The 22,403-nt window shown below is 29.6% G+C and carries 22 protein-coding genes and 1 pseudogene; 16 read left to right on the top strand and 7 right to left on the bottom strand.

Annotation, left to right across the window (positions count from 1 at the left end; translation table 11 throughout):
* Positions 1-14: 14 nt before the first annotated feature.
* Together ISP02_RS12830 and ISP02_RS12825 are read left to right on the top strand one after the other, a co-directional pair.
* Positions 15-890 carry a phytoene/squalene synthase family protein gene (locus ISP02_RS12830; protein WP_065339261.1) on the top strand — a complete coding sequence of 292 codons (876 nt, stop codon included), beginning with the start codon at positions 15-17 and terminating at the stop codon, positions 888-890.
* Complete coding sequence (locus tag ISP02_RS12825) at positions 887-2,392, top strand: phytoene desaturase family protein (protein ID WP_065339260.1); 1,506 nt, start codon at positions 887-889, stop codon at positions 2,390-2,392. Before ISP02_RS12830 ends, ISP02_RS12825 begins: the two co-directional genes overlap by 4 nt.
* Positions 2,393-2,454: 62 nt before the next feature.
* Here the strand turns inward: ISP02_RS12825 and ISP02_RS12820 are convergent, their stop codons facing one another.
* Positions 2,455-2,880 carry a pyridoxamine 5'-phosphate oxidase family protein gene (locus ISP02_RS12820; RefSeq protein ID WP_069832800.1) on the bottom strand — a complete coding sequence of 142 codons (426 nt, stop codon included), beginning with the start codon at positions 2,878-2,880 and terminating at the stop codon, positions 2,455-2,457.
* Between the two features lie 202 nt (positions 2,881-3,082).
* Between ISP02_RS12820 and ISP02_RS12815 the strand changes: the two genes are divergently transcribed.
* The 5 genes from ISP02_RS12815 (at position 3,083) to ISP02_RS12795 (ending at position 7,968) form a co-directional block, all read left to right on the top strand.
* The gene (locus ISP02_RS12815) at positions 3,083-3,526 is read left to right on the top strand and encodes a MarR family winged helix-turn-helix transcriptional regulator (RefSeq protein ID WP_195721951.1); all 444 of its coding nucleotides are present in this window, start codon (positions 3,083-3,085) and stop codon (positions 3,524-3,526) included.
* 1 nt (position 3,527) lies between these two features.
* On the top strand, positions 3,528-4,871 hold the full coding sequence (locus ISP02_RS12810; RefSeq protein WP_069832802.1) for a dihydrolipoyl dehydrogenase family protein: 1,344 nt from the start codon (positions 3,528-3,530) through the stop codon (positions 4,869-4,871).
* Between the two features lie 13 nt (positions 4,872-4,884).
* Positions 4,885-5,364, top strand: coding sequence for a glutathione peroxidase (locus ISP02_RS12805; protein WP_069832803.1), 480 nt, complete (start codon positions 4,885-4,887; stop codon positions 5,362-5,364).
* Between the two features lie 202 nt (positions 5,365-5,566).
* Positions 5,567-5,998, top strand: a complete 432-nt coding sequence (locus ISP02_RS12800) for an antibiotic biosynthesis monooxygenase family protein (RefSeq protein ID WP_195721950.1) — start codon at positions 5,567-5,569, stop codon at positions 5,996-5,998.
* 623 nt (positions 5,999-6,621) lie between these two features.
* Positions 6,622-7,968, top strand: coding sequence for an Nramp family divalent metal transporter (locus ISP02_RS12795; protein ID WP_208455854.1), 1,347 nt, complete (start codon positions 6,622-6,624; stop codon positions 7,966-7,968).
* Between the two features lie 201 nt (positions 7,969-8,169).
* On the opposite strand, the gene ISP02_RS12790 is transcribed toward ISP02_RS12795, so the two are convergent.
* Positions 8,170-8,817 carry a transglycosylase family protein gene (locus ISP02_RS12790; protein ID WP_195721948.1) on the bottom strand — a complete coding sequence of 216 codons (648 nt, stop codon included), beginning with the start codon at positions 8,815-8,817 and terminating at the stop codon, positions 8,170-8,172.
* Between the two features lie 930 nt (positions 8,818-9,747).
* Between ISP02_RS12790 and ISP02_RS12785 the strand changes: the two genes are divergently transcribed.
* The 6 genes and pseudogenes from ISP02_RS12785 (at position 9,748) to ISP02_RS12760 (ending at position 17,154) form a co-directional block, all read left to right on the top strand.
* Entirely contained in the window at positions 9,748-9,939 is a 192-nt protein-coding gene (locus ISP02_RS12785; RefSeq protein ID WP_195721947.1) for a hypothetical protein, read from the top strand.
* A gap of 404 nt (positions 9,940-10,343) precedes the next feature.
* Entirely contained in the window at positions 10,344-12,122 is a 1,779-nt protein-coding gene (locus ISP02_RS12780; RefSeq protein ID WP_195721946.1) for an ATP-dependent nuclease, read from the top strand.
* Positions 12,103-13,929, top strand: coding sequence for an ATP-dependent helicase (locus ISP02_RS12775; protein WP_195721945.1), 1,827 nt, complete (start codon positions 12,103-12,105; stop codon positions 13,927-13,929). The genes ISP02_RS12780 and ISP02_RS12775 overlap by 20 nt, the downstream gene beginning before the upstream one ends.
* A gap of 138 nt (positions 13,930-14,067) precedes the next feature.
* The gene (locus tag ISP02_RS12770; RefSeq protein ID WP_195721944.1) at positions 14,068-14,862 is read left to right on the top strand and encodes a hypothetical protein; all 795 of its coding nucleotides are present in this window, start codon (positions 14,068-14,070) and stop codon (positions 14,860-14,862) included.
* A gap of 222 nt (positions 14,863-15,084) precedes the next feature.
* Positions 15,085-15,638 (top strand): annotated as a pseudogene (locus tag ISP02_RS12765) (recombinase family protein).
* Between the two features lie 298 nt (positions 15,639-15,936).
* Positions 15,937-17,154 (top strand): MFS transporter, encoded by a 1,218-nt coding sequence (locus ISP02_RS12760; protein WP_195721943.1) that lies wholly within the window; start codon positions 15,937-15,939, stop codon positions 17,152-17,154.
* 57 nt (positions 17,155-17,211) lie between these two features.
* Here ISP02_RS12760 and ISP02_RS12755 read toward each other — a convergent pair whose 3' ends face one another.
* Positions 17,212-17,622, bottom strand: a complete 411-nt coding sequence (locus ISP02_RS12755; RefSeq protein WP_147641305.1) for an Lrp/AsnC family transcriptional regulator — start codon at positions 17,620-17,622, stop codon at positions 17,212-17,214.
* A 109-nt stretch (positions 17,623-17,731) separates the two neighbouring features.
* On the opposite strand from ISP02_RS12755, the gene ISP02_RS12750 reads away from it, so the two are divergent.
* Entirely contained in the window at positions 17,732-18,139 is a 408-nt protein-coding gene (locus ISP02_RS12750) for a carboxymuconolactone decarboxylase family protein (RefSeq protein ID WP_195721942.1), read from the top strand.
* Positions 18,140-18,692: 553 nt separating this feature from the next.
* Here ISP02_RS12750 and ISP02_RS12745 read toward each other — a convergent pair.
* From ISP02_RS12745 to ISP02_RS12730, 4 genes are all read right to left on the bottom strand, one after another.
* On the bottom strand, positions 18,693-18,950 hold the full coding sequence (locus ISP02_RS12745; protein WP_195721941.1) for a hypothetical protein: 258 nt from the start codon (positions 18,948-18,950) through the stop codon (positions 18,693-18,695).
* A 57-nt stretch (positions 18,951-19,007) separates the two neighbouring features.
* The gene (locus ISP02_RS12740; protein ID WP_195721940.1) at positions 19,008-19,190 is read right to left on the bottom strand and encodes a hypothetical protein; all 183 of its coding nucleotides are present in this window, start codon (positions 19,188-19,190) and stop codon (positions 19,008-19,010) included.
* 143 nt (positions 19,191-19,333) lie between these two features.
* Positions 19,334-19,642, bottom strand: a complete 309-nt coding sequence (locus ISP02_RS12735; protein ID WP_195721939.1) for a hypothetical protein — start codon at positions 19,640-19,642, stop codon at positions 19,334-19,336.
* The gene (locus ISP02_RS12730; protein ID WP_195721938.1) at positions 19,632-20,531 is read right to left on the bottom strand and encodes a ParA family protein; all 900 of its coding nucleotides are present in this window, start codon (positions 20,529-20,531) and stop codon (positions 19,632-19,634) included. The genes ISP02_RS12735 and ISP02_RS12730 overlap by 11 nt, the downstream gene beginning before the upstream one ends.
* Positions 20,532-20,691: 160 nt before the next feature.
* Here ISP02_RS12730 and ISP02_RS12725 point away from each other — a divergent pair, with 160 nt between their 5' ends.
* Both ISP02_RS12725 and ISP02_RS12720 read left to right on the top strand, forming a co-directional pair.
* Positions 20,692-20,916, top strand: a complete 225-nt coding sequence (locus tag ISP02_RS12725; RefSeq protein ID WP_069855765.1) for a hypothetical protein — start codon at positions 20,692-20,694, stop codon at positions 20,914-20,916.
* 303 nt (positions 20,917-21,219) lie between these two features.
* A complete protein-coding gene (locus ISP02_RS12720; protein ID WP_195721937.1) occupies positions 21,220-22,215 on the top strand; it encodes a replication initiator protein A in 996 nt (331 codons plus the stop codon).
* Positions 22,216-22,403 lie beyond the last annotated feature (188 nt).

The raw sequence follows: 22,403 nt of genomic DNA, 5'->3' as shown, positions 1-22,403 counted from the left end.
AGGGGGATCAATTAATGAATCAATTAGAGAAAGATTATAAACACTGTCACAATATTATGAAGATACATTCAAAAACATTCTCATATGTCTTTGACTTTTTGGAGCTTAAAAAGAAAAAAGCTGTATGGGCTATCTACGCAGTTTGTCGAATTATCGATGATAGTATAGATAAATATAATGATCTTGGACAATTAGAAAAAATAGCCAGTGATTTAGATGCTATTTATGGTAATCATGCTCAAAATTATCAAAGTGATGCAGCCATTATGAATGCATTTAATAACACTTTGAATACATACGCAATTCCACACCAACCATTACGTAAGTTGATTCAATATGTAAAAGAAGATCTTAATTTAAAAACAGTACAAACAGACACTGATTTATATGACTATTGCTATGGTGTCGCAGGAACTGTTGGTGAATTACTAACCCCTATATTATCATCCCAAAGCGAAGACAATATTGAACAAGCTGAAGTTACTGGCATTGCTTTAGGTAAAGCACTACAAATAACTAATATTTTAAGAGATGTGGGCGAAGATTTTGAAAATGGTAGAGTTTATCTTAGCCAAGAAAAGCTAGCTGAATATAAGATAGACTTACAAGCTGTATATAATGATGGGGTTACCCAAAATTATATAGATTTATGGGAATACTATGCTAATGACGCAATTCAATTATACAATACGGCATTAAATGGAGTTGAATACTTTGATGAAGAAGTGCGTTATATTATTGAATTAGCAGCATATACCTATCTTGAAATTCTTGAAGAAGTGAGGAATTCGGGCTATACACTGTATAAAAAAGTATATGTAAGTAAACTTAGAAAACTGAAAATTTATCGAGAAATCATTATAAAATATAATAGGAGTGAAACATTATGAAGATTGCAGTCATTGGTGGTGGTGTTTCGGGTTTAGCTGCAGCTTCAAGGTTGTCAGCAAATGGACATCAAGTAGATATTTATGAAAAGAATAAGCAGATAGGTGGTAGAATGAATCAAATTAAACAAGCCGGGTTTACATTTGATATGGGTCCAACAATAGTAATGATGCCTGAAGTCTATCGTGATGTTTTTAATTACGCACAAAAGAATATGAATAATTATTTGGAGATTAAACAATTATCTCACATATATGATGTGTATTTTAGTGAGTCTGACCAAATTCGTGTGCCTACGGATCTTGCGCAATTAAGAGATATGCTTGAAGCTATTGAGCCTAACTCAACACATGGTTTTATGTCATTTTTAACTGACATATACGAAAGATATGAAATTGCACGAAAACATTTTTTAGAGCGAACGTTTAGAAAACCTACTGATTTTTATAATCCTTTTACTTTATATCAAGGTATGAAATTAAAAACATTTGATAAAGCAGATAACTTAATTGAAAAATATATCGATAATGAGAAAATTCAAAAAATATTAGCGTTCCAAACACTGTATATAGGCATTGACCCGAAACGAAGTCCTTCATTATATTCTATTATACCAATGATTGAATTAATGTTTGGCGTACATTTTATTAAAGGTGGTATGTATAGCTTCGTCCATGCGCTTCAAACATTGAATGAGGAACTGGGCACTCAAATTTATACAGATTCGAGTGTTGAAGAGATTATCATTGATACACGTTTTAAGCGTGCTGAAGGTCTGAAAATAAATGGACGTATTGAGAAGTACGACAAAATATTATGTACTGCAGACTTCCCATATGCAGTCTCATCTTTAATTAAAGATGAACAACAGCCTAAAAAATATACAAAACAAAAAGTTGATAATATGGACTATTCTTGTTCTGCCTTTTTGATGTATGTGGGTGTAGATAAAGATTTATCTGAAGAAATTTTATTACATAATGTTATATTTTCAAAGGATTTTGATAATAACATTAACGAAATCTTTTCTGGGGAAATATCTGAAGATCCTTCCATATATGTTTATGCACCAAGTGTGGAAGATAAGTCGTTAGCGCCAGAAGGTCAGACAGGTGTTTATGTACTCATGCCTGTGTCAGAATTAAAAACGGGTGATGTGGATTGGTCCAATGAGACAACAATCACACATGTGAAGAATATTATTTATAAAAAGCTTTCAACAATTAAAGCTTTAAAAAATTTGAAAGATCAGGTTGTTACTGAAATCATTTATACACCTGAAGATTTTGAAGGCGATTATAATGCAAAATTCGGAGCAGCCTTTGGATTAATGCCTACATTAGCTCAAAGTAACTACTATAGACCACCTAATGTAAGTAGAGATTACAAAAATTTATATTTTGCTGGAGCAAGTGTTCATCCAGGAGCAGGCGTTCCCATCGTATTAACAAGTGCTAAAATAACAGTTGAAGAAATATTAGCAGATATAAAAAATGGTATTTAACACAACAAGCGTTTAATTTTCTTATCTAATGAAGGAAATTAAACGCTTGTTTGTTAGTTACATTAATCAATCGTAATCGTTTGTGGCGTATCTATACTATCATCATTCATAATTTTAATAGATTTGGGTATGGCTTTGATTATACATAAATCAGGATCTTCTTTAGAATCAAAAAAAGTTTTATCTTGTTTTTCCCATAGCCAATCAATTGTTTCTTTATCTTTAATGATTTCAACATTTGCTTCAATTTCAAGAAAGCTACGATTTTCTGTATCATCATATCCTAGCAATATATGTGCTTTGGGATTATCTTTGAATTCAGTAACTTTGTTAGAGTCTATACTAGTTTTAGTATAAAGAGTAAGATTATCATTATAAAAAACCATATATCTACTATTAGGCACGTTGTTATGTGCGGTTGATAAGACACCAATTCTTGATTGATTCAATATATTTTCTATTTTAGAAAGTACTTTATTTTTATTCATTTTAAATTCACCTCTTTTGAATTATACCCTAAAATCATAAGTTTTACGCACTATTTTAAAATCGAAATCAATTTGCACAATTGATGAAAAATTTTTGAAGTTAGTAATCAATTAAACAAACGTATGTGGTTCATTATAAGTTTATTCAATTGATTAATCGTTTGCGATTGATTATTATTTAATGAGAATAGGAGTGATTAAATTGATTGATGAGGAAATGAAATTGGCACATCAGCTATGCTTTTCTGCTTATAATGTTAACAAATTATTCAGCAAATTTTATGAAAAGCAATTAAGTCAATTCGGTTTAACTTTTTCTCAATATCTAGTGCTATTAACATTATGGGAGGAAAACCCTCAAACTTTATTATCCATTGGTAAAAAGTTGAATCTAGCAAGTAATACCCTAACCCCATTACTAAAAAGACTTGAGCAAGCTGGCTGGGTTCAAAGAAATAGAGATGAAAACGATAAACGTAATCTTATCATAACTTTAACGATAAAAGGTCTAAATGAGCAAGAAGCAGTACATGAAGCTATTGCTAAATGTATTTCTTCACAATTTGATGTAGATGAATATACAAGAGCTAAAGCAATCATGGATAATCTTGAAGTCACTTTAAAGAAATTAACAAAGGATGTTTAATATGAATCAATATGATGTAGTTTTTTTGGGTAGTGGACACGCAGCTTGGCATAGTGCACTGACTTTAAACAAAGCGGGGAAATCGGTTGCTATTGTCGAAAAAGATCGCATAGCAGGTACTTGTACAAACTATGGCTGCAATGCCAAAATTTTATTGGAAAACCCTTATGAAATACTAGAGCAAGCAGCACATTATCCTAAAATTATTAATACAGAGGCATTATCAGTAAATTGGGAAAATCTTATGTCGTATAAACATAAAGTCATTGACCCTATGGCGAATACATTAAAAGGGGTATTTGAGCAACAAGGCATAGACGTTATTGAAGGAGAAGGAAGGTTAATAGATGAACACCATTTATCGGTCAATAACAAGCAATATTATGCAAAAAATATAGTTATAGCAACTGGTCAACATAGCAATAAGTTAGACATTGAAGGTAAATCTTATGCACATGATAGTAGAGATTTCTTATCATTAGATCATATGCCTGATAGTATAACGTTTATTGGTATAGGCATTATCAGTATAGAATTTGCAAGTATAACTATTAAATCTGGCGTCGAAACACATATGATTCATGTTGACGATGAGCCACTCAAAGGTTTTTATTCAGCACATGTTTCTAAATTAATGGATAAATTGGCAGCAGAAGGTGTTCAATTCCATATGAATGAAAATACTACTGCTATTAAAGAGTATGGTGATCGTTATAATGTAGCAACAGAATCAGGATTAGAAATTACTACTGATTATGTTTTAGATGCTACTGGACGTAGACCCAATGTAAATGGTATTGGACTTGAAGAAGCTGGCATTAATTTCACTACTCGAGGCGTACAAGTAGATGAATATTTACGTACAAATGTTCCTAATATTTATGCTAGTGGTGACGTTTTAGATAAAATTATTCCTAAACTAACACCTACTGCAACATTTGAATCTAACTATATTGCTGCGCATATTTTGGGTATGAATAAAAATCCTATTAACTATCCTGCAATACCTTCAGTTTTATATACACTACCAAGATTGTCTAATATTGGAGTTTCTGTAGATGAAGCTAATACTAGTGAGGACTATAAAGTGATAGATATTCCTTTTGGTAAACAAATGGTGTTTGAATACAAAAATGAAACTGAAGCTGAAATGACAATTGTATTAAATAATGATAAACAATTAGTGGGCGCTTCTATATATGCTGATGATGCACCAGATTTAGTTAATCTTTTAACTTTTGTTGTAAATCAAAAATTAACATCCAAAGACTTAAATCAAATGATCTTTGCATTTCCTGGCTCATCTAGTGGTGTTATAGATCAATTGAAATTAGCAATGTTATAAAAGGAGATGTACAATGACTGAAAGTATATATGATATTCAAGTTACAAATAAAGACGGTAGTCATTATTATTTAAATGACTACAAAGGTAAAGTTATTATGGTAGTTAATACTGCGACAAAATGTGGCTTAAGTGGTCAATTTGAAGAATTAGAAGAGATATACCAAAAATATAAAGAACAAGGGCTAACTATACTTGGATTTCCTTGTAATCAATTTGCTAAACAAGAACCTGGTACTGATGACCAAATAGCTGAAATATGTAAAGTCAACTTTGGTGTAACTTTTCCAATACATGCTAAGATAGATGTTAACGGCAAAAATGAAAGTCCATTATTTACATTATTAAAAAATCAAGCATCTAATTTATATGGAAAGAAAATCAAATGGAATTTCACAAAATTTATTATTGATAAAGATGGTAATGTAGTAAAAAGACTTGCTCCCAAAGACAGTCCTAAAAAAGCAGAAACTTTAATTCAGAATTTATTATAACTAGGCTTTATGAATTGAAAAGGCTCAATAATATAGCGTTGAATATCTAATTATGTTACTAGTAAACATATCCACAATCCTACTGAATAGAACGAAAAAAGCACAATACAAAGCTGAAGTTGATAAAAATGTACTGAAGCTATTACAATCAATAAAATAGTAGAGATTGTGTTATGCAGAAATTTGAAAAAGGGATGTTTATATGTTGCAAAATAGCAAGTATCGTATTTATTTAGCCAAAAATAATGAAAAAGTAATTATAGATAAGTTTAATACAGGTAATCAATATACAATATTAGAACAAATTAAAGATTTACCTAAAAGTAGCTATACAGTTTTGAATCATTTATATGTAAATCCTGGTTTTGAAGAAGAATTTGAGCGCGTTTTCTTAAATAGAAATAAAAATCTGAAAAAGACCAAAGGATTTCGATGCTTATTACTTTTAAAACCTCATAATTTAAATGAACATTATGTTATTGCTACTTTTTGGGAAAATCAAGCTGCTTACAAACAATGGCAAGATTCTCGAGAATATAAAGTATCTCATAAGAAAAGAGGGACCAAAAAAGGAATTGATCAAGATATTGTTAATAAAGAACTATCTTTTAATATTAGTTTAGAATTAATATAAACATGATAAGCTATTCTGCAAAGATTATACTATGAAAAAATATAATTTAGAATGGACTAGTTGGTTCCTTTATGTCGACGCTAAGCAGTAATAAACTAATAACCTATTATTAAAATAAAGAGGCTTCTTTCTAATGAACTGCCCCCCCAATTAATGGAAGTAAAATTAAGATATTTTCGTTTATTATTAAGACATATTTTAAATTTGAAACGCTTAAGACACTTCTTTTAAAAGGAAGTGTCTTTTCATGTATTAGCATATTATTTTCTGCAATCCCACTTACTTATTTTGAGCCATCTGTAAGATCATATAATGATGGGGTTTGGTTAGCTATAGTGACAGTTACTACAGTTGTGGTGATATCAGTCCAGAGACAGTAATTAGTAGGATAACGGGTTCAATAGCAACTTATTTTCTGAAAAATAATGAGAATTCTAATATAAAAGAATCGCTTAAACATGACATAGACAATATAGAAAACCTCTCAAATGATGATATAGAAAGATTAATTAAAATAATTAAAACGTATCGTGACTAAAATTTTAATGGGTAAATTTATATATATAAACAAAATAATTTTTAGGTCGGCCTAATTTATACTATAATATTCATTGATAAATTTAATGTTCAATGAGGAGATTTTTAAAGTGAAGAAAAGTTTAGAAGAAATAAATGGAAAAGTTTCTTTTGATAGCGAAGCAAATGGTATCAAGAAACTAATAATGTATCTAGGTCCTGGACTTCTTGTTGCTGTAGGCTATATGGATCCAGGTAATTGGATTACTTCAATGGCAGGAGGAGCACAATTTGGATATACATTATTATTTATAATACTATTATCGAGCTTATCAGCCATGTTACTTCAAAGTATGTGCGCTCGTTTAGGTATTGCGAGTGGTATGGACTTAGCTCAAGTAACTAAACACATAAGTAATAAGCCATTATCGATAGCAGCCTGGATTGTTACAGAATTAGCAATTATGGCTACGGATATTGCAGAGGTCATTGGTAGTGCGATAGCACTGAATCTACTTTTTGATATACCTTTAGTAGTGGGAGTAACTATTACTGTATTAGATGTTTTACTTTTACTAGTAATTATTAAATTTGGCTTTAGAAAGATTGAAGCTATCGTAGGTATATTAATTTTTACAGTTCTTTTTATCTTTATATTTGAAGTTTACTTTGCTTCTCCAGAATGGAATGCGGTTTTAGGTGGCTTTATTCCAAGTACAGAAATAGCTACCAACAATGGTGTGTTATATATTGCTTTGGGTATCATTGGTGCTACAATCATGCCTCATAATTTGTATTTACATTCTTCAATTGTTCAATCACGTAACTATATACGTAAAAGTAAAGCCAAGAAAAAAGAGGCTATTAAATATGCTATTATTGATTCACATATACAACTTTCAATTGCGTTTATTATTAATTGTTTGATTTTAATATTAGGTGCAGCTCTATTCTTTGGTAATGGTGAAGACTTAGGACGATTTTATGATTTATATAATGCTTTACGAGAATCGGATTTTGCAGGAGCTATAGGTGGTGCTGTTATGAGTACATTATTTGCCATAGCTTTGTTAGCTTCAGGGCAAAATTCAACAATTACTGGCACTTTATCAGGACAAATTGTTATGGAAGGGTTTTTAAATATAAGAATTCCTCAATGGGCAAGAAGATTAGTTACTAGATTAATCGCTGTGATTCCTGTATTCATATGTTTAGGGTTATATGGTTCAAGTACTTCTAAAATTGAAGATCTATTAATTTTCACACAAGTGTTTTTAAGTATTGCATTACCCTTTAGTATTATTCCTTTAACGTTAGCAACCAATAACCCTAAAATAATGGGAAAAGAGTTTACAAATAAAACATGGATTAATATTATTGCTTGGATTTTAACAATCATATTAAGTATATTGAATATATATCTAATTATAGAAACATTTAATGAATTTTTATAAAAATTCATTAAAAACAAAGTATTTGCAAATATTTACAAATGCTTGGTTTTTATCGTTCTATATTGAGACAATACTTGATTTTGAAACGATAAAAGCTCTCTTCATAATTAACTGAAGAGAGCTTTTAATTAACTTATAGGAAATTGGCTTAAACGATTAAACAGTCTTAGCGTTTATAATCATAATTTTACTATTACTATATTATGCAGTTACCCATTGGTCAGCGCCAACTTCATCATATAATTTCTGTGCAGCTTGATCTTGAACATCTTCAGGTGCTTCTGTAGGTGATTGACCTTGATATTCTGATGGCGCTACAGAATCCCATGTACTTTGTAAGAATTGGTATTTACCTGCTGCGCCAGATGATGGATTAACAGCTTGAGTATCGCCACCTGATTCGCGTTGTGCAATTTGTTGTAAGTGACCATTCACATCACTTGATGAACTACTCGCACTTTCATCAGATGATGTTTGTGTTGTTTCTTCATTAGATGATGTTGATTGTTCAGCTTGTTGTGTTGGTTGTTCATCAGATGATGTTTGTTGTTGTGTTGAACTATCGTTTGAACTTTCATCTGCACTGTCGTCATTATAACCATTGTAACTCCAATTAAAGTTTTCACCGTCAGATTCAAATTGGTAATTTGTGCCATTTTGAGCGAAGTCATAATTATATGATCCATCTTGAACAGGGGAATCGTTTAATTGTTCTGGGTTATTTTGAGCTTGTTGCGCTAAGTTGGCTTGATCTACATTGTTTTCTGCTGCATCAGCTGAGTGACCTGTAGCAAATCCTGTTACGCCAAGGCCTAACGCTAATGTTGAAGTAAGAATTGTTTTTTTCATTATTTAAGTCCTCCTGAAAGGTTTAATTTTAATAGTTGTCTATTTCTTTTAATAGTTGTGTATTTCACAATTACTACCGTAACATGTGAAACTATATCGGAGGTTACAGTGAAGTGAAAAAGCGATATCAAGTTTTTACATTTAAGTTGATGATTCTTCTTGTGTAATTTACTGTAATAGGAACACAAAGAGCAACAAAAGAAATATAACGATTTATAATTGTAACTTCTTTGTAATGTGTGTGAATTTTATGATGGGAAATGTATTTTTAAAACAAAGGTAAGCAATTAGAAATTGGATGTAAGAAAACCCAATAGGATATAGCGAAACGTAAATATAAGGAATAAAATATAGAAGTGGACTTGGATTTATAAATAAAAATCCCCTAATAACTTTTATACAGTTATTAGGAGAACTCTAGGGATTAATAATGAAAAATGACCTTAGCAACAATCATTAAACAGTATATTATGTTATACCACATACGTATTTAGGATATGCATTGATGATGAAATTGATCTATCAACGGAATCTTTAATTGTTATGAGTATTTTATTATTTACAATCGATTGATCCCCCAATTACAATTTATAGCAGTGGGACATTAATCCTATATTTTTTCATTTTTATCTGTTTAGCCACTTCATCTTATATGGAGTAACTTTTTATATTGCAGTAATTTCCCTTGTTAAATCACAACGCTATCCTAAATTTAATATTTATTTTCTGATATAATTAAAGAAACTTAAAATATATGGAGTGAAAAATATTGGAAGATCAATCAAAAAGTCGTTCCATCATTGAAACTAAAATAGAGAAGATGCATCAAATCAAAATGACTTAAAATCTTTAGGCGTGAACATAGATTTTATTCAACCGAAATCAAATCTATTTCGTCAGTTAGAAATGTAAAAAGGAGTTGCATGAGATATGGAAAGTATAATTAGTATAGGGATTGAACTTTTCTTTTTAATAAGTTCTATAATATTGTTTTTTATTTTTATTATAAATGGCTTTGATTTTTATTTATATTTAATGCCACTAGCAACAGGATTAACTGCAATAATTACTTTAATTGTTAGTATAAAGGATAAAAATAGAAAATCTAATAGGATTAATTAAATTAGTATGATAAGTACCTTACTGCTTTTTAAATCCCTACACCTAATAAGGCGTGGGTAATTTTATGTTTAATACTTATTTAATCTGTTATTTAAATAATGCACTTACTTTCTATATACAAAACCGTTTGCATTAAATTGCTGACGGTTTTGTTTTTGTGTTTTTATATCTAATCAAAGTAATTTTGTCTATTTAGAGCCTACTCATATCATTCAATTTAGAATGATGAACACATTGATTCTATTTCTTATAAATTCTGTAGAACGCCTTGTTGAAGAAGATCTTTTTAATTTTCTCATAGTATAAGGTTATAGAAAATTTTTACAGTTAATATAGAGTAATTAATATGGAAAGGTTAAAATGATTAGAGAATGAAATGTTGAATAAATAATAGGGGGGGAAGTATGTATATCAATAAAGTAAAAATATGTAATTTTAGAAACTTCAAAGAAACAGAAGTTCATTTAGGAAAACAAATGATTATTGTTGGAGAGAATAAAATTGGTAAATCTAATTTCATACATGCACTAAGGCTAGTCTTAGATCCGACGTTGCCTGAGTCAAATCGTATATTACAAGCCTCAGATTTTTGGGATGGTATAGCTCGACCATTAGGTAATGAAGAAATAAAAATTACCATTGAACTTACTGACTTTGAACAAGATAATAAACTGAAATCTATTCTTTCCGATTTTTTAGTAAATTCTTCACCGTTGACTGCAGGATTAACGTATAGATTTTTTCCTGAAGAAGAAGATGGAAAGATAATATACAAGTTCAAAGTTTACGGAACAGAAACAGAAAATGTTTTTGGTTATGAGCAAAGAAAATGGTTGCCTCTCGAGGCGTTATCCGGTCTAAGAGACACTGAAAGTGATCTATCAAGTTGGAGAAGATCTCCTTTAAGGCCATTAATTGAAAGAGCAATTGAAACTTCAGATAAGCAAGAATTAGAAAATGTTGCTGAGGATATTACTCACTCAACAGATTCTTTGAAAGAATTAGATGAAATTGAATTATTGACTGAAAGAATCAATAGTCAATTAAGAAATATTGTAGGTAATAGACATTCAATAGAAACGAGCCTAGGCTTTTCTCCTACTGATGCCTCAAAACTTTATCGTGCAATAAAGATGTTTATTGATGATGGAAATAGAGGAATCAATGAGGCCAGCTTAGGATCTTCCAACTTACTTTATTTAGTACTGAAGCTTCTTTCTTTAGAACAATATGTAAATGAAAATGAACGTGCTCATACTTTTCTAGCTATTGAAGAACCAGAGGCACATCTGCATCCTCATTTACAAAGATTGCTTTACAAACATCTGTTAAATCACGATAAGTTGATAGTTGAAGGTTCTAAAGAGGAACATCAAATCCATAGTGTTTCTAATATCTTAACAACTCACTCACCTCATATTGCAAGTGTTGCTCCATTAAAATCTATCGTTTTATTAAAAGGAACGCATGAAGAAGACAATTCAACAAAAATAGTTTCCACTGCAAAAATCACTCTAAATGATAAAGATATAAAAGATTTAGAACGCTATATTAATGTTACAAGAGGCGAAGTTCTTTTTTCTAAAGGAGTAGTATTAGTTGAAGGTGATGCAGAAGAATTTTTATTACCATCACTGGCAGAATTGTATGGTATTGATCTTGATAAGCAGGGGATTACTGTGTGCTCTATATCAGGGACTAACTTTCTTCCATATATCAAACTTTTAGGAAAAGAAGGATTAGATATTCCTTTTGCAATACTTACCGACTATGATCCGCAATTAAACCAACCTCTAATTCATAATCGCTTAATAAAGTTATTGAACTTTATAGATGATGAACATGAATATAGTGCCGAAAGCACTGAAAATTTAATTTCCTATGGAAATGATTTTGGTGTATACACAAATAGACATACTTTAGAGATTGATTTGTTTGATACAATGTCTAATGAAATCACAAAAACGTTGATTGAATTGACAACAAATAGTAAGGCAATCACTAGAGCATGTGATTGGGAGACAACAGGTATTATTAAAGGAGATGAAAAAACTTATCTTTCTGACATAGAAACCATTGGCAAGGGGAGATTTGCTCAGAGATTAGCGACTAACCTAACAAATGAATCAGTTGTCCCTGAATATGTGAAGGGAGCCTTAGATTATGTCATTAGTAAAATTTAGCAAGCAACTTTATATAGAAGAATCTAAAAATCTTAAAAATAATGAAGAGCAGCAGAAAGTTTATGATTCTACGGGGAATTGTGTTGTACTCGCTGGTCCAGGTAGTGGAAAGTCTAAAATCCTCACATTAAAATTAGCAAGAATATTAACCGAAGATGTGGAAGAACCTCAAGGAGTGGCTTGCTTAACTTATAATAAAGAATGTGCGAGAGAATTAAAGCAGAAATTATATAATTTAGGAATCAATGAATCATCTGCAATTTTTGTTGATACTGTACATTCGTTTTGTTTAAATCATGTAATTAAGCCATACAAACATTTAGTAAGCACCGATTTACCTCAAAAAATTAAGATTGCTACTTCTAGAGAAGTAGGAGAAACAATGCGTCAAACATTTAACTTAACTATTGGAAAAAATGAGCGATATACTTCAGGATGGTCAACAGATTTTAATATTTATAGAAGAACCTTTATAGATAGAAAATCACCTGATTGGGAAACTAATGACCCTGACCTAGCAAGATGGATCCTTAATTATGAAAAATCATTAAGACATCAAGGATTAATTGATTTTGATGATATGATTTTGAACGGATTATGGATGATTGAAGAAAACCAATGGGTTAGGGAATTAATTCAAGCTAAGTTTCCTGTTATAGCAGTTGATGAATACCAAGACCTAGGTGCAGTATTGGACAGAATAATAAGAGTTCTCTGTATAGAAAATGACATTCGTCTTTTAGCAGTCGGGGATCCTGATCAATCAATCTATGGATTTACAGGGGCTCAGCCCGAGCTGTTGTATAACCTTGCTTATCAATCAGGTATATTACAAATCAGATTAAAACAGAATTATAGATCTAAGGGAAATATTGTTAAGGCATCAATCGCTTCACTATTAGAAGAAAGAGATTTTATTTCTAGCAGGAAGGGAGAAGGAAGTATTAGGTTTTATCATATTGAAGATAGTATAGATGCGCAATGTTCTTATATTTGTAAAAACATAATACCTGAAATTCTAGCTTCAGATACTTCTAGTACGCTTGGCGATATCGCAGTATTATATATTGATAAAAATGACGGAAATCATATTGCTGAGCAAGTATCAAAAGAAGGGCTACAATATATTAGAATGGATGGAAATGCTCCTTACAAAAAAAATCAGCTAACTTTGTGGATAGAAAGTTGTGCAATGTGGTGTTCTGGAGGGTGGCTTAAAGGGGATCCTCAATTCTCTGAAATTGAACATACTTTTAGTTCATTTTTTTCAAATTCAAATATTTCAGAAGTGGAACTTGAGAGTAATAAATTAAGTCTATTTAAATTTTTATTTCAAAATAGAGATATTGAACTTAAACTAAGTAATTGGCTTCATGAGTTTAATGTTAGTATTGTCTCCAAATTCTTAGATTGTTTTACTGAAGAGCCAAGTATATTAGAGGAATATAATAAATTAATTGAATCGGCAAAAAATGGACAGTTAAAAGACTTTCAAGTATCTTCTTTATCTAGACAAATAGGGTCTAAAAACCATTTGAATTTATATACATTACATAGCTCTAAGGGAATGGAATTTAAGTATGTTATTATGTTTGGTTTGGAGCATGGAAGGATACCTTGGTTGAATGCTCGTGATGATAAGTTGAGTGAGTCGAGAAGATTATTTTACGTAGGTCTCACTAGAGCAAAAGATGAAATTCATTTATTATATTCAGGATGGTATTGTGATTATTATGGAAAATACCGAAATCATGGGCCATCTAAATTTGTCATAGAATTAAAAGAGTTTGTAGATGATAACTTGTAAATCGAATACCTTTAAATTTCATTAATTCAGAAAAATATTACTTAATATCTACCTGAACCTAATTTTGGTTTCAATTTATCATGTAAAATAGATTCCGCCATGGTATTTAATATAGCTTTAATTAAGAGGAGAGAGAATATGACAAAATATAAGTTAAATCGCAATGATGTATTAGAACATTGGAATGACCAAATTGGTTTTATACGTAGTTCGATGGAAAAATTTGATAAGGGCGCCGAGCAAGAGGCTAAAAGAATTGCGAGCGCTCTTAGAACACTATTCCATCAGACTAACCGCTCTAAATCCTTATTAGCTCAACTTAAACTACCAATTATATTTTATTCTTCAGGAGAATTATACACCCCTTCTAACTTAGTTTCCTCATGGACATTGTTACATATGGAGGTGGGTCCAAAAGGAGTGTACTATAGACCTAATTATGACTCTTCCAGAACTTTCTTTTTAAGGTTTGAAGATTGGTGGAATGAAATAATTTTTGATGATAAAAAAAATATTTTTACCCGTAGAGATATTGTATTATTTGTTGCTAATAAAGATGGCGGTTCTCACGTTGACCCTGAAATTCAAGAGTCATACGCACAACTTGTTAGATACAATTCTTTAGGGTGGCAAGCAGGTCCTATGGGAACACCCCCGAAGAATGATCCAGTTTATCAGGCTATTCGTTCAATTGGAGATGAAGTTACAAGATCTGATGATTATCATAATGTAGGTATGAAAAATAGATATAAACAAAAAGAAAAAGATATTGAAATGAGATTTGTAGATTCTAAAAAGCGATATAAATGGTCAAACACCGAGATAAATAAATCTGAAAAGACTCAAAAAATTGTTGAAAAACATAAAAGATTTTCAAGAACCCTTTATATACAAGAATTTAAGAATGGTCAAAAAGTAGAATATATTGGTTGATAAATGAAGTCTATTTAACGTTCGTTTTTGACACAAAACCTCTTAATTATAAATTAAGAGGTTTTTCTTAGATATTTAAGTCTATAAACTTGTGTTATAATCAATGTATCATAAATATCAGAAACAATGAGTTTTTAGACGATGAGAGACGCGTTTATTTGCATCGAGAATTAGATTTCGTTAATAAGTATCCATAAAACGATTAAAAGAGGTGGTATTCAAATGGCTAAAATTGGTTATGCACGTGTATCAACACAAGATCAAAGTCTGGATGGACAGATTGATACACTTGAGGAATATGGTTGTGAACGTATCTTTAGCGAGAAAGCCAGTGGTCGTAAAACGAAAAGAACGGAACTCGATAAATGTTTAGATTATTTACGTGAAGGAGATATTCTAGTTATCTATAAACTAGATCGTCTTGGACGTACAACGAAACAATTAATTGAGTTATCACAATGGTTAGATGAAAAAAGCATTGATTTACATATTATAGATATGAACGTATCGACTAAAGATGCAATGGGAAGATGATCTTTACCATGATGAGTGCATTCGCTGAACTTGAAGCTAACTTATTAAGTGAACGTACGAAAAAAGGATTAGAAGCAGCACGAGCAAGAGGGAGAAAAGGTGGAAGACCTTCATTACCTGACCACAAGAAAAGAGAGGTTAAATTCTTATACGATGAACAAAAACTTACTGGTGAAGAAATTGCTAAGCAAACGGGTGTAAGTCGCTCTACTGTATATAGGATTATAAAAAAGAAGAATTAATAGGTTAGTCTATTAACTCTTCTTCTACTCTTATATTAAATACACAGAAACATATGATTGGTAGATTTTCAACGAATGAGAGATTTACAACTTTATTTTTTCAGAATTATCAGACTTTTTGTGATTTTTTAGTTATGCTATTGTAAAAAAGAATATTAAGATGATAATAATATTAATTGCTATACGCTAAACACCACCTTATAAACTATATAAAGAAAAGGATGACGATCCGATGTAAGATTGCTTTTTATTTTAAATACAAATTGAACAATAAAATATTTCAAAGGAGTAATATCTGATGAATAAATCATCGTTTCGTTTTTTATGGATTGGTCAATCTCTCGCAAATAGCGGAGATGTTTTTTATATGGTGGGTTTAATAGCGATAATATACGAATTAACAGGCTCTGTAACTTATATGGCTTTTGTACCTTTTTTTATTACAACATCACGGTTTTTAAGTGGGCTCGTCGCTCCTTTAATTATTGAAAGAGTCAAATTGAAGCCACTTTTAGCTTATTCCCAATCAGGGAAAACTGTAGCTATCATTATACTTACGGGTTATATAGATTTTTTTTATTCTTTTAACACTTCGTTTCTGATTTTTTTATTCGTTATTGTCATTTCTTTTTTAGACGGATGGGCAAATCCAGCGAGAAATGCTTTAATTCCAATATTAGTCGAGCAAGATGCCCTAGTGAAAGCTAATAGTTTTCTTGCTATTCTTGATCAAACGATTCGTCTAGGCGGATGGGCAGTTGGTGGAATGCTTGTTGCTATTATGGGGGGAACAAATGTTATTTGGCTAACATTTATCTTGTTTGTAGCATCAACTATTATGATGTTTTTAATTCCAAATATTGATGGAAATATAGTGAGTGATGAACAAACAAAAAAATCATCAAACTGGGAAGTATTAAAAAAAGGCTGGGTGACCATTTGGCAAACGCCCACTTTACGTACAATTAGTATTGTAGAATTTTTTGAATCGATTGCAAATGTGGTATGGGTAGCTGCAATTATGTACGTATATGTTGATCAGGTTTTGCAAACTGGAGAACAATGGTGGGGATATATAAATGCTACTTTCTTCGCTGGATTAATGATAGGTGGCTTTTTAAGTTTAAGATGGTCACATTTAGTAGATAGGCTCTCTAGTAAAGTTATTGTGGGAGGAGCTCTCTTATCTAGTTTAACAACTTTAATGTTTGGTTTAACATCGACACCATGGATGGCACTAGTAATATCATTATTATTCGGCATAGTAAATCAAATTAAAGATGTTGCCCAAGAAACCCTAGTACAACGGAGTGTAGTTTATAGGCTGTTACCTAACATATACTCAGCAAAAGATGCTTTAATAACTGCAATTTTCGGGATTTCCTCATTAATTTTGGGTAATTTGACTGACTTATTTGGAGTAAGATTTACATTTATTTTAGCTGCTATACTTCTATTCTTTTCAGCAATTTTTGTGATGATAAATAGAAATAAAATTATTCAGCCTAACCTTTAAACTATAAGAAAGAGCATGCAGAAACTAATGGTGTCTGCATGCTCTTTTAGATTGAAATTATATAGTTTTTGAAAATATAAAATGTGTTTTTGTGTGTCCATATTCTTGTAAACTATCAACAAATCGCTCGACATCCATCATATTTTTAAAACGTACTTTAAAAATAAAACAACTATCTCCAGAAATTCTATAACAAAATTCCACGTTATCCTGTGTTGCTATAAATGTTTTGAAATCTTTATACAGATTGTTTTTTATAACGATATCTATGATTACATCGATATCGTACCCGAGGGTTTTATAATCAATATCAATTGTATATTTTTTAATAATACCCATATCTTTCATTTTATTAATTCTTTCACGTACAGAGGGTGTAGATAAGTTAACACTATCACTTATATAACTTAGTGAAACTTTACTATCTTTTTTTAGCGTTTCAATAATTTTTCTGTCTGTTAAGTCCATTTAATAATTCTCCTTAAATTAAGAAATTATATTTACATTATACCTAATATATCTCATTCAATTCACTATAGTAATATTCTAAAATAAATTAACAGAAGGAGGAGTATGTATGACGATAATTCAATTGTCTAATAATGGCAAAACGCCGTTTCAAAAATTACTGGGATATAACAGTGAGATAATGAAAAATTGGAACAACCTTAGTGAATCATTAGAAAGAGCTCACTCACTATCTAAAGAGTTAAAAGAAGAGATGCGAAGAATGTTGGCGCAAAAGAACGGATGTATGTATTGCAAAGCAAAAGGTAAGCCAAGTAATCAATTAGGTGATGAAAAATCTGCTGTTTGTATAGGATTTGTAGAAGTTTACTTAACATTAGGAACTGATATTCCTGACTATGTTATAAAAATATTAAAAGAGACCTTAAACAAACAAGAGATTAGCGAATTAATTTCATTTATTACTTTCACTACATCCCAACAATATTTTGGTGCAATTATGCAATTAGAAGCTTAGTATAAAAATATTAGTCAGCTAGAATATATTAACAAGGTATTAAGATTATTTCTTAATACCTTTATTTTTTAAGTACCATTATATTTTGTGCAATTAGAGTTTACCCTAATCATACAAAACACTTGTAATATCTTTCTTTTATTTTTTGTTATTAGTATTGTTTATTTAAATATGAATCAAATAAACTAATAAGCCAAATAAACAAGGAATCATAATAGTCCAAAATAAAAGAAAATGTCCATTTTGTTTATCACCTTGTACATATGTTATTAGTGTATTTAAAACCAACCAAATCAAAATTATAAAAAATAGGATTATAATTAAAATTGGCATTAACGTCATCTCCTTTATGAATAAAAACTAATAAATCACTATTTGAAGTACCAATAAAATTACAAGTATTAAAAACATTATTATATTTGTTCGTTTAAGTATAAACATACTGTATATATAACAACCTAACAAACCTATAGTTATAATAAACAATACAACTTGTAAGACTAAACTAAAATCTATATCCATTTGTAATCACCCTTTATATTTATCATTCATATTAATTTCTTTTTAACTTCATCATTGCAGATACAATAATACTATTTGTACTAATGTTATTCTGATTTATAAAATATTTAAAATCATTTTTTTCTTTAAAGAAATATTGTAATTCTTCTTTATCAAAATTTGTATTTGCTAACTGATTGATCTTATTTATATCTTTCATATTTTCAATATCACAGATTATTCTTTCTTTAACAGATATAGCAAGTTTATATTGTTTAGCTGTAGCAAATTCAAATGAGTTTTCTTGCATTATTAAACACTCCTTTTACACAAATGTAAGTTACACATGTGTTAATTACATTTGATTTTATATTGCAATATCATAGTCAAATAGCGATAATTGTTTTGTGTTGTTTTCTAAAATGAATACATAGTCTATTTCAAATTTTTTATTTTGTATTCTATTAATTAACCACAATTCTAATGTTTCATTTGTTTCATATGGAACATTGATAAATTCACAAAACCATTCAACGTAATTTTCAATCACTTTAAACGCCTCCTATTGATTTATAGGCATTTATAAATTATTCTAATGTTGTAAGTATTTTTATAAATGCTTTAGTCGTAGGGTCTGCCAAGAATACCTACGGCTTTTTTCTTTGTGTTAATTACATTTGTGTAAGTTACACATTATTTTTTGTTTTTTACTCGTCTTAACTTTTGTTCATTTTCTTCTTTTTCTTGCTCTCTTATTTCTTGTTTTTCACTATCAGAATAATCTTCAATGAATTTCTCTAAAGCTGCTTCCAAAACGTCATTTAAATTATCATATAGACCTATTTTTTTTAGTGCTACAGCTTTACTATGAATAATACCTTTCACTCTTAAACTATGAGTTGGCAAAACACTATATCTTTCAGAAGTATCTATCATTGTATTTTCGTAATTGCTATTTCTTTTGTTTTTATTATCTAATAAACTTTCTTCTTTATTTTCCATTATGATCCCTCATTTTCTCTAGCAATTCATTTGCTATATTTTCATACATTGTAAGTACATCTCTATCATGCATATCTTCATTATGAATACCTATTGCATCCCAATATTTAACTCTTTCTCTCTGCATAACCTTATTTTCAAATACGTATCTTCCATATATGTACTTAAGTAGTCTTATAATAAAATTATCTATCTTACCTTGATTTTTAAACATAACTGGTAAAACTCCAATTATATCAAAGTCATTACCATGCAAATCTTTAAAAGCAGATAAATGACTTATTAACTTTTCAACTGCATTAAAACTCCTTACATGTGTTTGTACAACAATCAAACTATAATCACATGAATAGATTCCACTATTAGCAAAATCTGATAAAGTAGGTGGGGTATCTATTAATATAAAATCATATTCTTCCTTTACTTCTTTCAAGAAACTATCGAAGTATTTTGCACCATCAATTCTATTGAGTTTTAAATCTTCTAATAAATATGGATATCCAATCATATTAAAATCCGATGGTACTATTGATAAATTGTTACTCAATTCTATTATTGATTCGCTCAAAGATTTTCTATCTTTCAACGTATGGTACAAATCATTTTCATTTATATCCGTTGATTTTCTTAAAAGTAAATCTAGTATTTCATCTTCTTTTTCATCTAAAATACTTTCAATATCATTAGAATTCATTATCTCATTTAATAAACTATTATTGTTTTCTTTAAATGTTTTTAATAATAAATCAGTTACATCTGCTTGAGGGTCTAAATCAACAACTAATACTTTTTTCTTTTTAATTTCAGATAATACATAAGCAATTCCAGCAGTTGATGATGTTTTTGATACACCACCTTTAAAGTTATTTATTGATATTACTTCGGTCATAATACTATCCCTCCTTTTGAATATAGTTATATCATATCACACATGTGTAAATTACACAAATGTAAATAACACATGTGTAATTTACATTTGTGTAATTTACATTTATAGTATATACTATAAGTAGTTTAATGGATATTGTATTAACAGGGGAGGGGGTTATATGAATATAGAAACCATTGAAATGATTTCTATTGTACTTTCATTTATATTACTTGTGGGTCTTGCTACATTCATTATTGATAAATTGAATTGGTGGGGTGGTGTCAAAAAAACACTATTTATTATGTGGAATATCGTTTCTGCAATTTTTATTCTATTAGGAACGTTAGTATCTTTGATTTTCATAGTATTTACAGCAATGCTTTTTGCAAGTGGAAAAGATTAAAATGTAATTAAGAGAATAACGAGGAAAGACAGTAGGAAGATTCAAAAATAAATTTTACAAATAACAGCAACATGTTATTATTAATTTATAAGAAATGAAAAAAGAGCAACTATTGGAAGTAGTTGCCCTTAGAAATTAGGTAATAAAACGTCTGCAAACGTTTATTTAATATTAATTTGATACTTGTATTATATAATGAATAACTTCTTAGTGCAAGCACCTAAATCATTAAATAAATGTAAAGCTAAATAAAAGCGTTTTATTACCTCTTACCAAACTAAAATATGGAAAGAGGTTTTTATTATGTCTGAACAAAGATTTAATATCCAACAACAATATAGAGAAAAATTTTACCAACTACCGAAAGTATTTTTTTCTAACGAAAAATATATGCAATTAAGTAATGATGCAAAAATTGCTTATGCTTTGTTAAAAGATAGATTAGAATTATCAATTAAAAATAATTGGTTTGATGAAAATGGCGATATATTTTTCATCTTCACAAACGAGAAACTTAAAAATATATTAAATTGTCATGATGGCAAATTAACAAAAATTAAAAAAGAATTATCTAAAGCTGATCTTTTAGAACAAGTAAGATGTGGTCAAGGTAAACCAAACAAATTATATTTGAAGAATCCTGCAATTACTAAAGAAGATGTTTATGAAATAAAACAACAAGAAGAAACAAGTATTGAGCATAGCCATGACGCTGAAATGCGAAAATCGCATTTCAAGAAATGCGAAAATCACATTTCAAGAAATGCTGAAATCGCACAACAAGAAATGCGAAAATCGCACACTAATGATACTGATTTAAGTAATACTGATTATATTGATACTGAAACTAATGATATGAATGATATGAATGATATAGACAGTAATACTAATATGAGTTCACATTCAAATCATTCAAATCATTTTTCATACTTATTTGGTGATAATAATGATAAAGAAATACTCTTAGAAGAATTTCCTCAACAACTTACAAACTATTTACTAAACTATAGTTATACAGACCTAAATATTATTAAACAAACTATTCTTAAAGCAAAAAAAGCATTTAATTCAACTCATGAAGAATCACATTTTATGCTAGAAGATATTGAAGATGAATTATTAAAATCATTAAAGAGATTTAAGAAAGCTATTCACGATAGAGAAGTTAAAGGGAAAATTGAAAGTGTAAAATCAATGCAAGGATATTTAATGCAAACCATTTTAACTTTACTTGAAGAATTACATTCTGCTGATATGAGAAGAAAAAATATGTCAGATAACAATATTTTTAATATGTGATAAATTTTCGTTAATTAAGAAAGGGGGGATAGTATGACAGAAAGATTAAATAATATTCAGCCTAAATATATGATCTTGATTATAACAATATCGGGCATTCTATTGGTTTCAAATATTAATGATCTAGCTTGTTGGGTCGTATGTGGAAGCATATTTATAATAAGTGTAGTTTTTACTCTATTCAAAAT

The sequence above is a fragment of the Staphylococcus durrellii genome (assembly GCF_015594545.1).
GTDB lineage: Bacteria > Bacillota > Bacilli > Staphylococcales > Staphylococcaceae > Staphylococcus > Staphylococcus durrellii.
This window is presented reverse-complemented; position numbering and strand designations above follow the sequence as displayed.

Bases quoted from the DNA above. Each gene is read 5' to 3' on its own strand.
- ISP02_RS12830 (WP_065339261.1), top strand. From the start codon at position 15: ATGAATCAATTAGAGAAAGATTATAAACACTGTCACAATATTATGAAG.
- ISP02_RS12825 (WP_065339260.1), top strand. From the start codon at position 887: ATGAAGATTGCAGTCATTGGTGGTGGTGTTTCGGGTTTAGCTGCAGCT.
- ISP02_RS12820 (WP_069832800.1), bottom strand. From the start codon at position 2,880: ATGAATAAAAATAAAGTACTTTCTAAAATAGAAAATATATTGAATCAA.
- ISP02_RS12810 (WP_069832802.1), top strand. From the start codon at position 3,528: ATGAATCAATATGATGTAGTTTTTTTGGGTAGTGGACACGCAGCTTGG.
- ISP02_RS12805 (WP_069832803.1), top strand. From the start codon at position 4,885: ATGACTGAAAGTATATATGATATTCAAGTTACAAATAAAGACGGTAGT.
- ISP02_RS12800 (WP_195721950.1), top strand. From the start codon at position 5,567: ATGTTGCAAAATAGCAAGTATCGTATTTATTTAGCCAAAAATAATGAA.
- ISP02_RS12795 (WP_208455854.1), top strand. From the start codon at position 6,622: ATGTTCAATGAGGAGATTTTTAAAGTGAAGAAAAGTTTAGAAGAAATA.
- ISP02_RS12790 (WP_195721948.1), bottom strand. From the start codon at position 8,817: ATGAAAAAAACAATTCTTACTTCAACATTAGCGTTAGGCCTTGGCGTA.
- ISP02_RS12785 (WP_195721947.1), top strand. From the start codon at position 9,748: ATGGAAAGTATAATTAGTATAGGGATTGAACTTTTCTTTTTAATAAGT.
- ISP02_RS12780 (WP_195721946.1), top strand. From the start codon at position 10,344: ATGTATATCAATAAAGTAAAAATATGTAATTTTAGAAACTTCAAAGAA.
- ISP02_RS12775 (WP_195721945.1), top strand. From the start codon at position 12,103: ATGTCATTAGTAAAATTTAGCAAGCAACTTTATATAGAAGAATCTAAA.
- ISP02_RS12770 (WP_195721944.1), top strand. From the start codon at position 14,068: ATGACAAAATATAAGTTAAATCGCAATGATGTATTAGAACATTGGAAT.
- ISP02_RS12760 (WP_195721943.1), top strand. From the start codon at position 15,937: ATGAATAAATCATCGTTTCGTTTTTTATGGATTGGTCAATCTCTCGCA.
- ISP02_RS12755 (WP_147641305.1), bottom strand. From the start codon at position 17,622: ATGGACTTAACAGACAGAAAAATTATTGAAACGCTAAAAAAAGATAGT.
- ISP02_RS12750 (WP_195721942.1), top strand. From the start codon at position 17,732: ATGACGATAATTCAATTGTCTAATAATGGCAAAACGCCGTTTCAAAAA.
- ISP02_RS12745 (WP_195721941.1), bottom strand. From the start codon at position 18,950: ATGCAAGAAAACTCATTTGAATTTGCTACAGCTAAACAATATAAACTT.
- ISP02_RS12735 (WP_195721939.1), bottom strand. From the start codon at position 19,642: ATGGAAAATAAAGAAGAAAGTTTATTAGATAATAAAAACAAAAGAAAT.
- ISP02_RS12730 (WP_195721938.1), bottom strand. From the start codon at position 20,531: ATGACCGAAGTAATATCAATAAATAACTTTAAAGGTGGTGTATCAAAA.
- ISP02_RS12725 (WP_069855765.1), top strand. From the start codon at position 20,692: ATGAATATAGAAACCATTGAAATGATTTCTATTGTACTTTCATTTATA.
- ISP02_RS12720 (WP_195721937.1), top strand. From the start codon at position 21,220: ATGTCTGAACAAAGATTTAATATCCAACAACAATATAGAGAAAAATTT.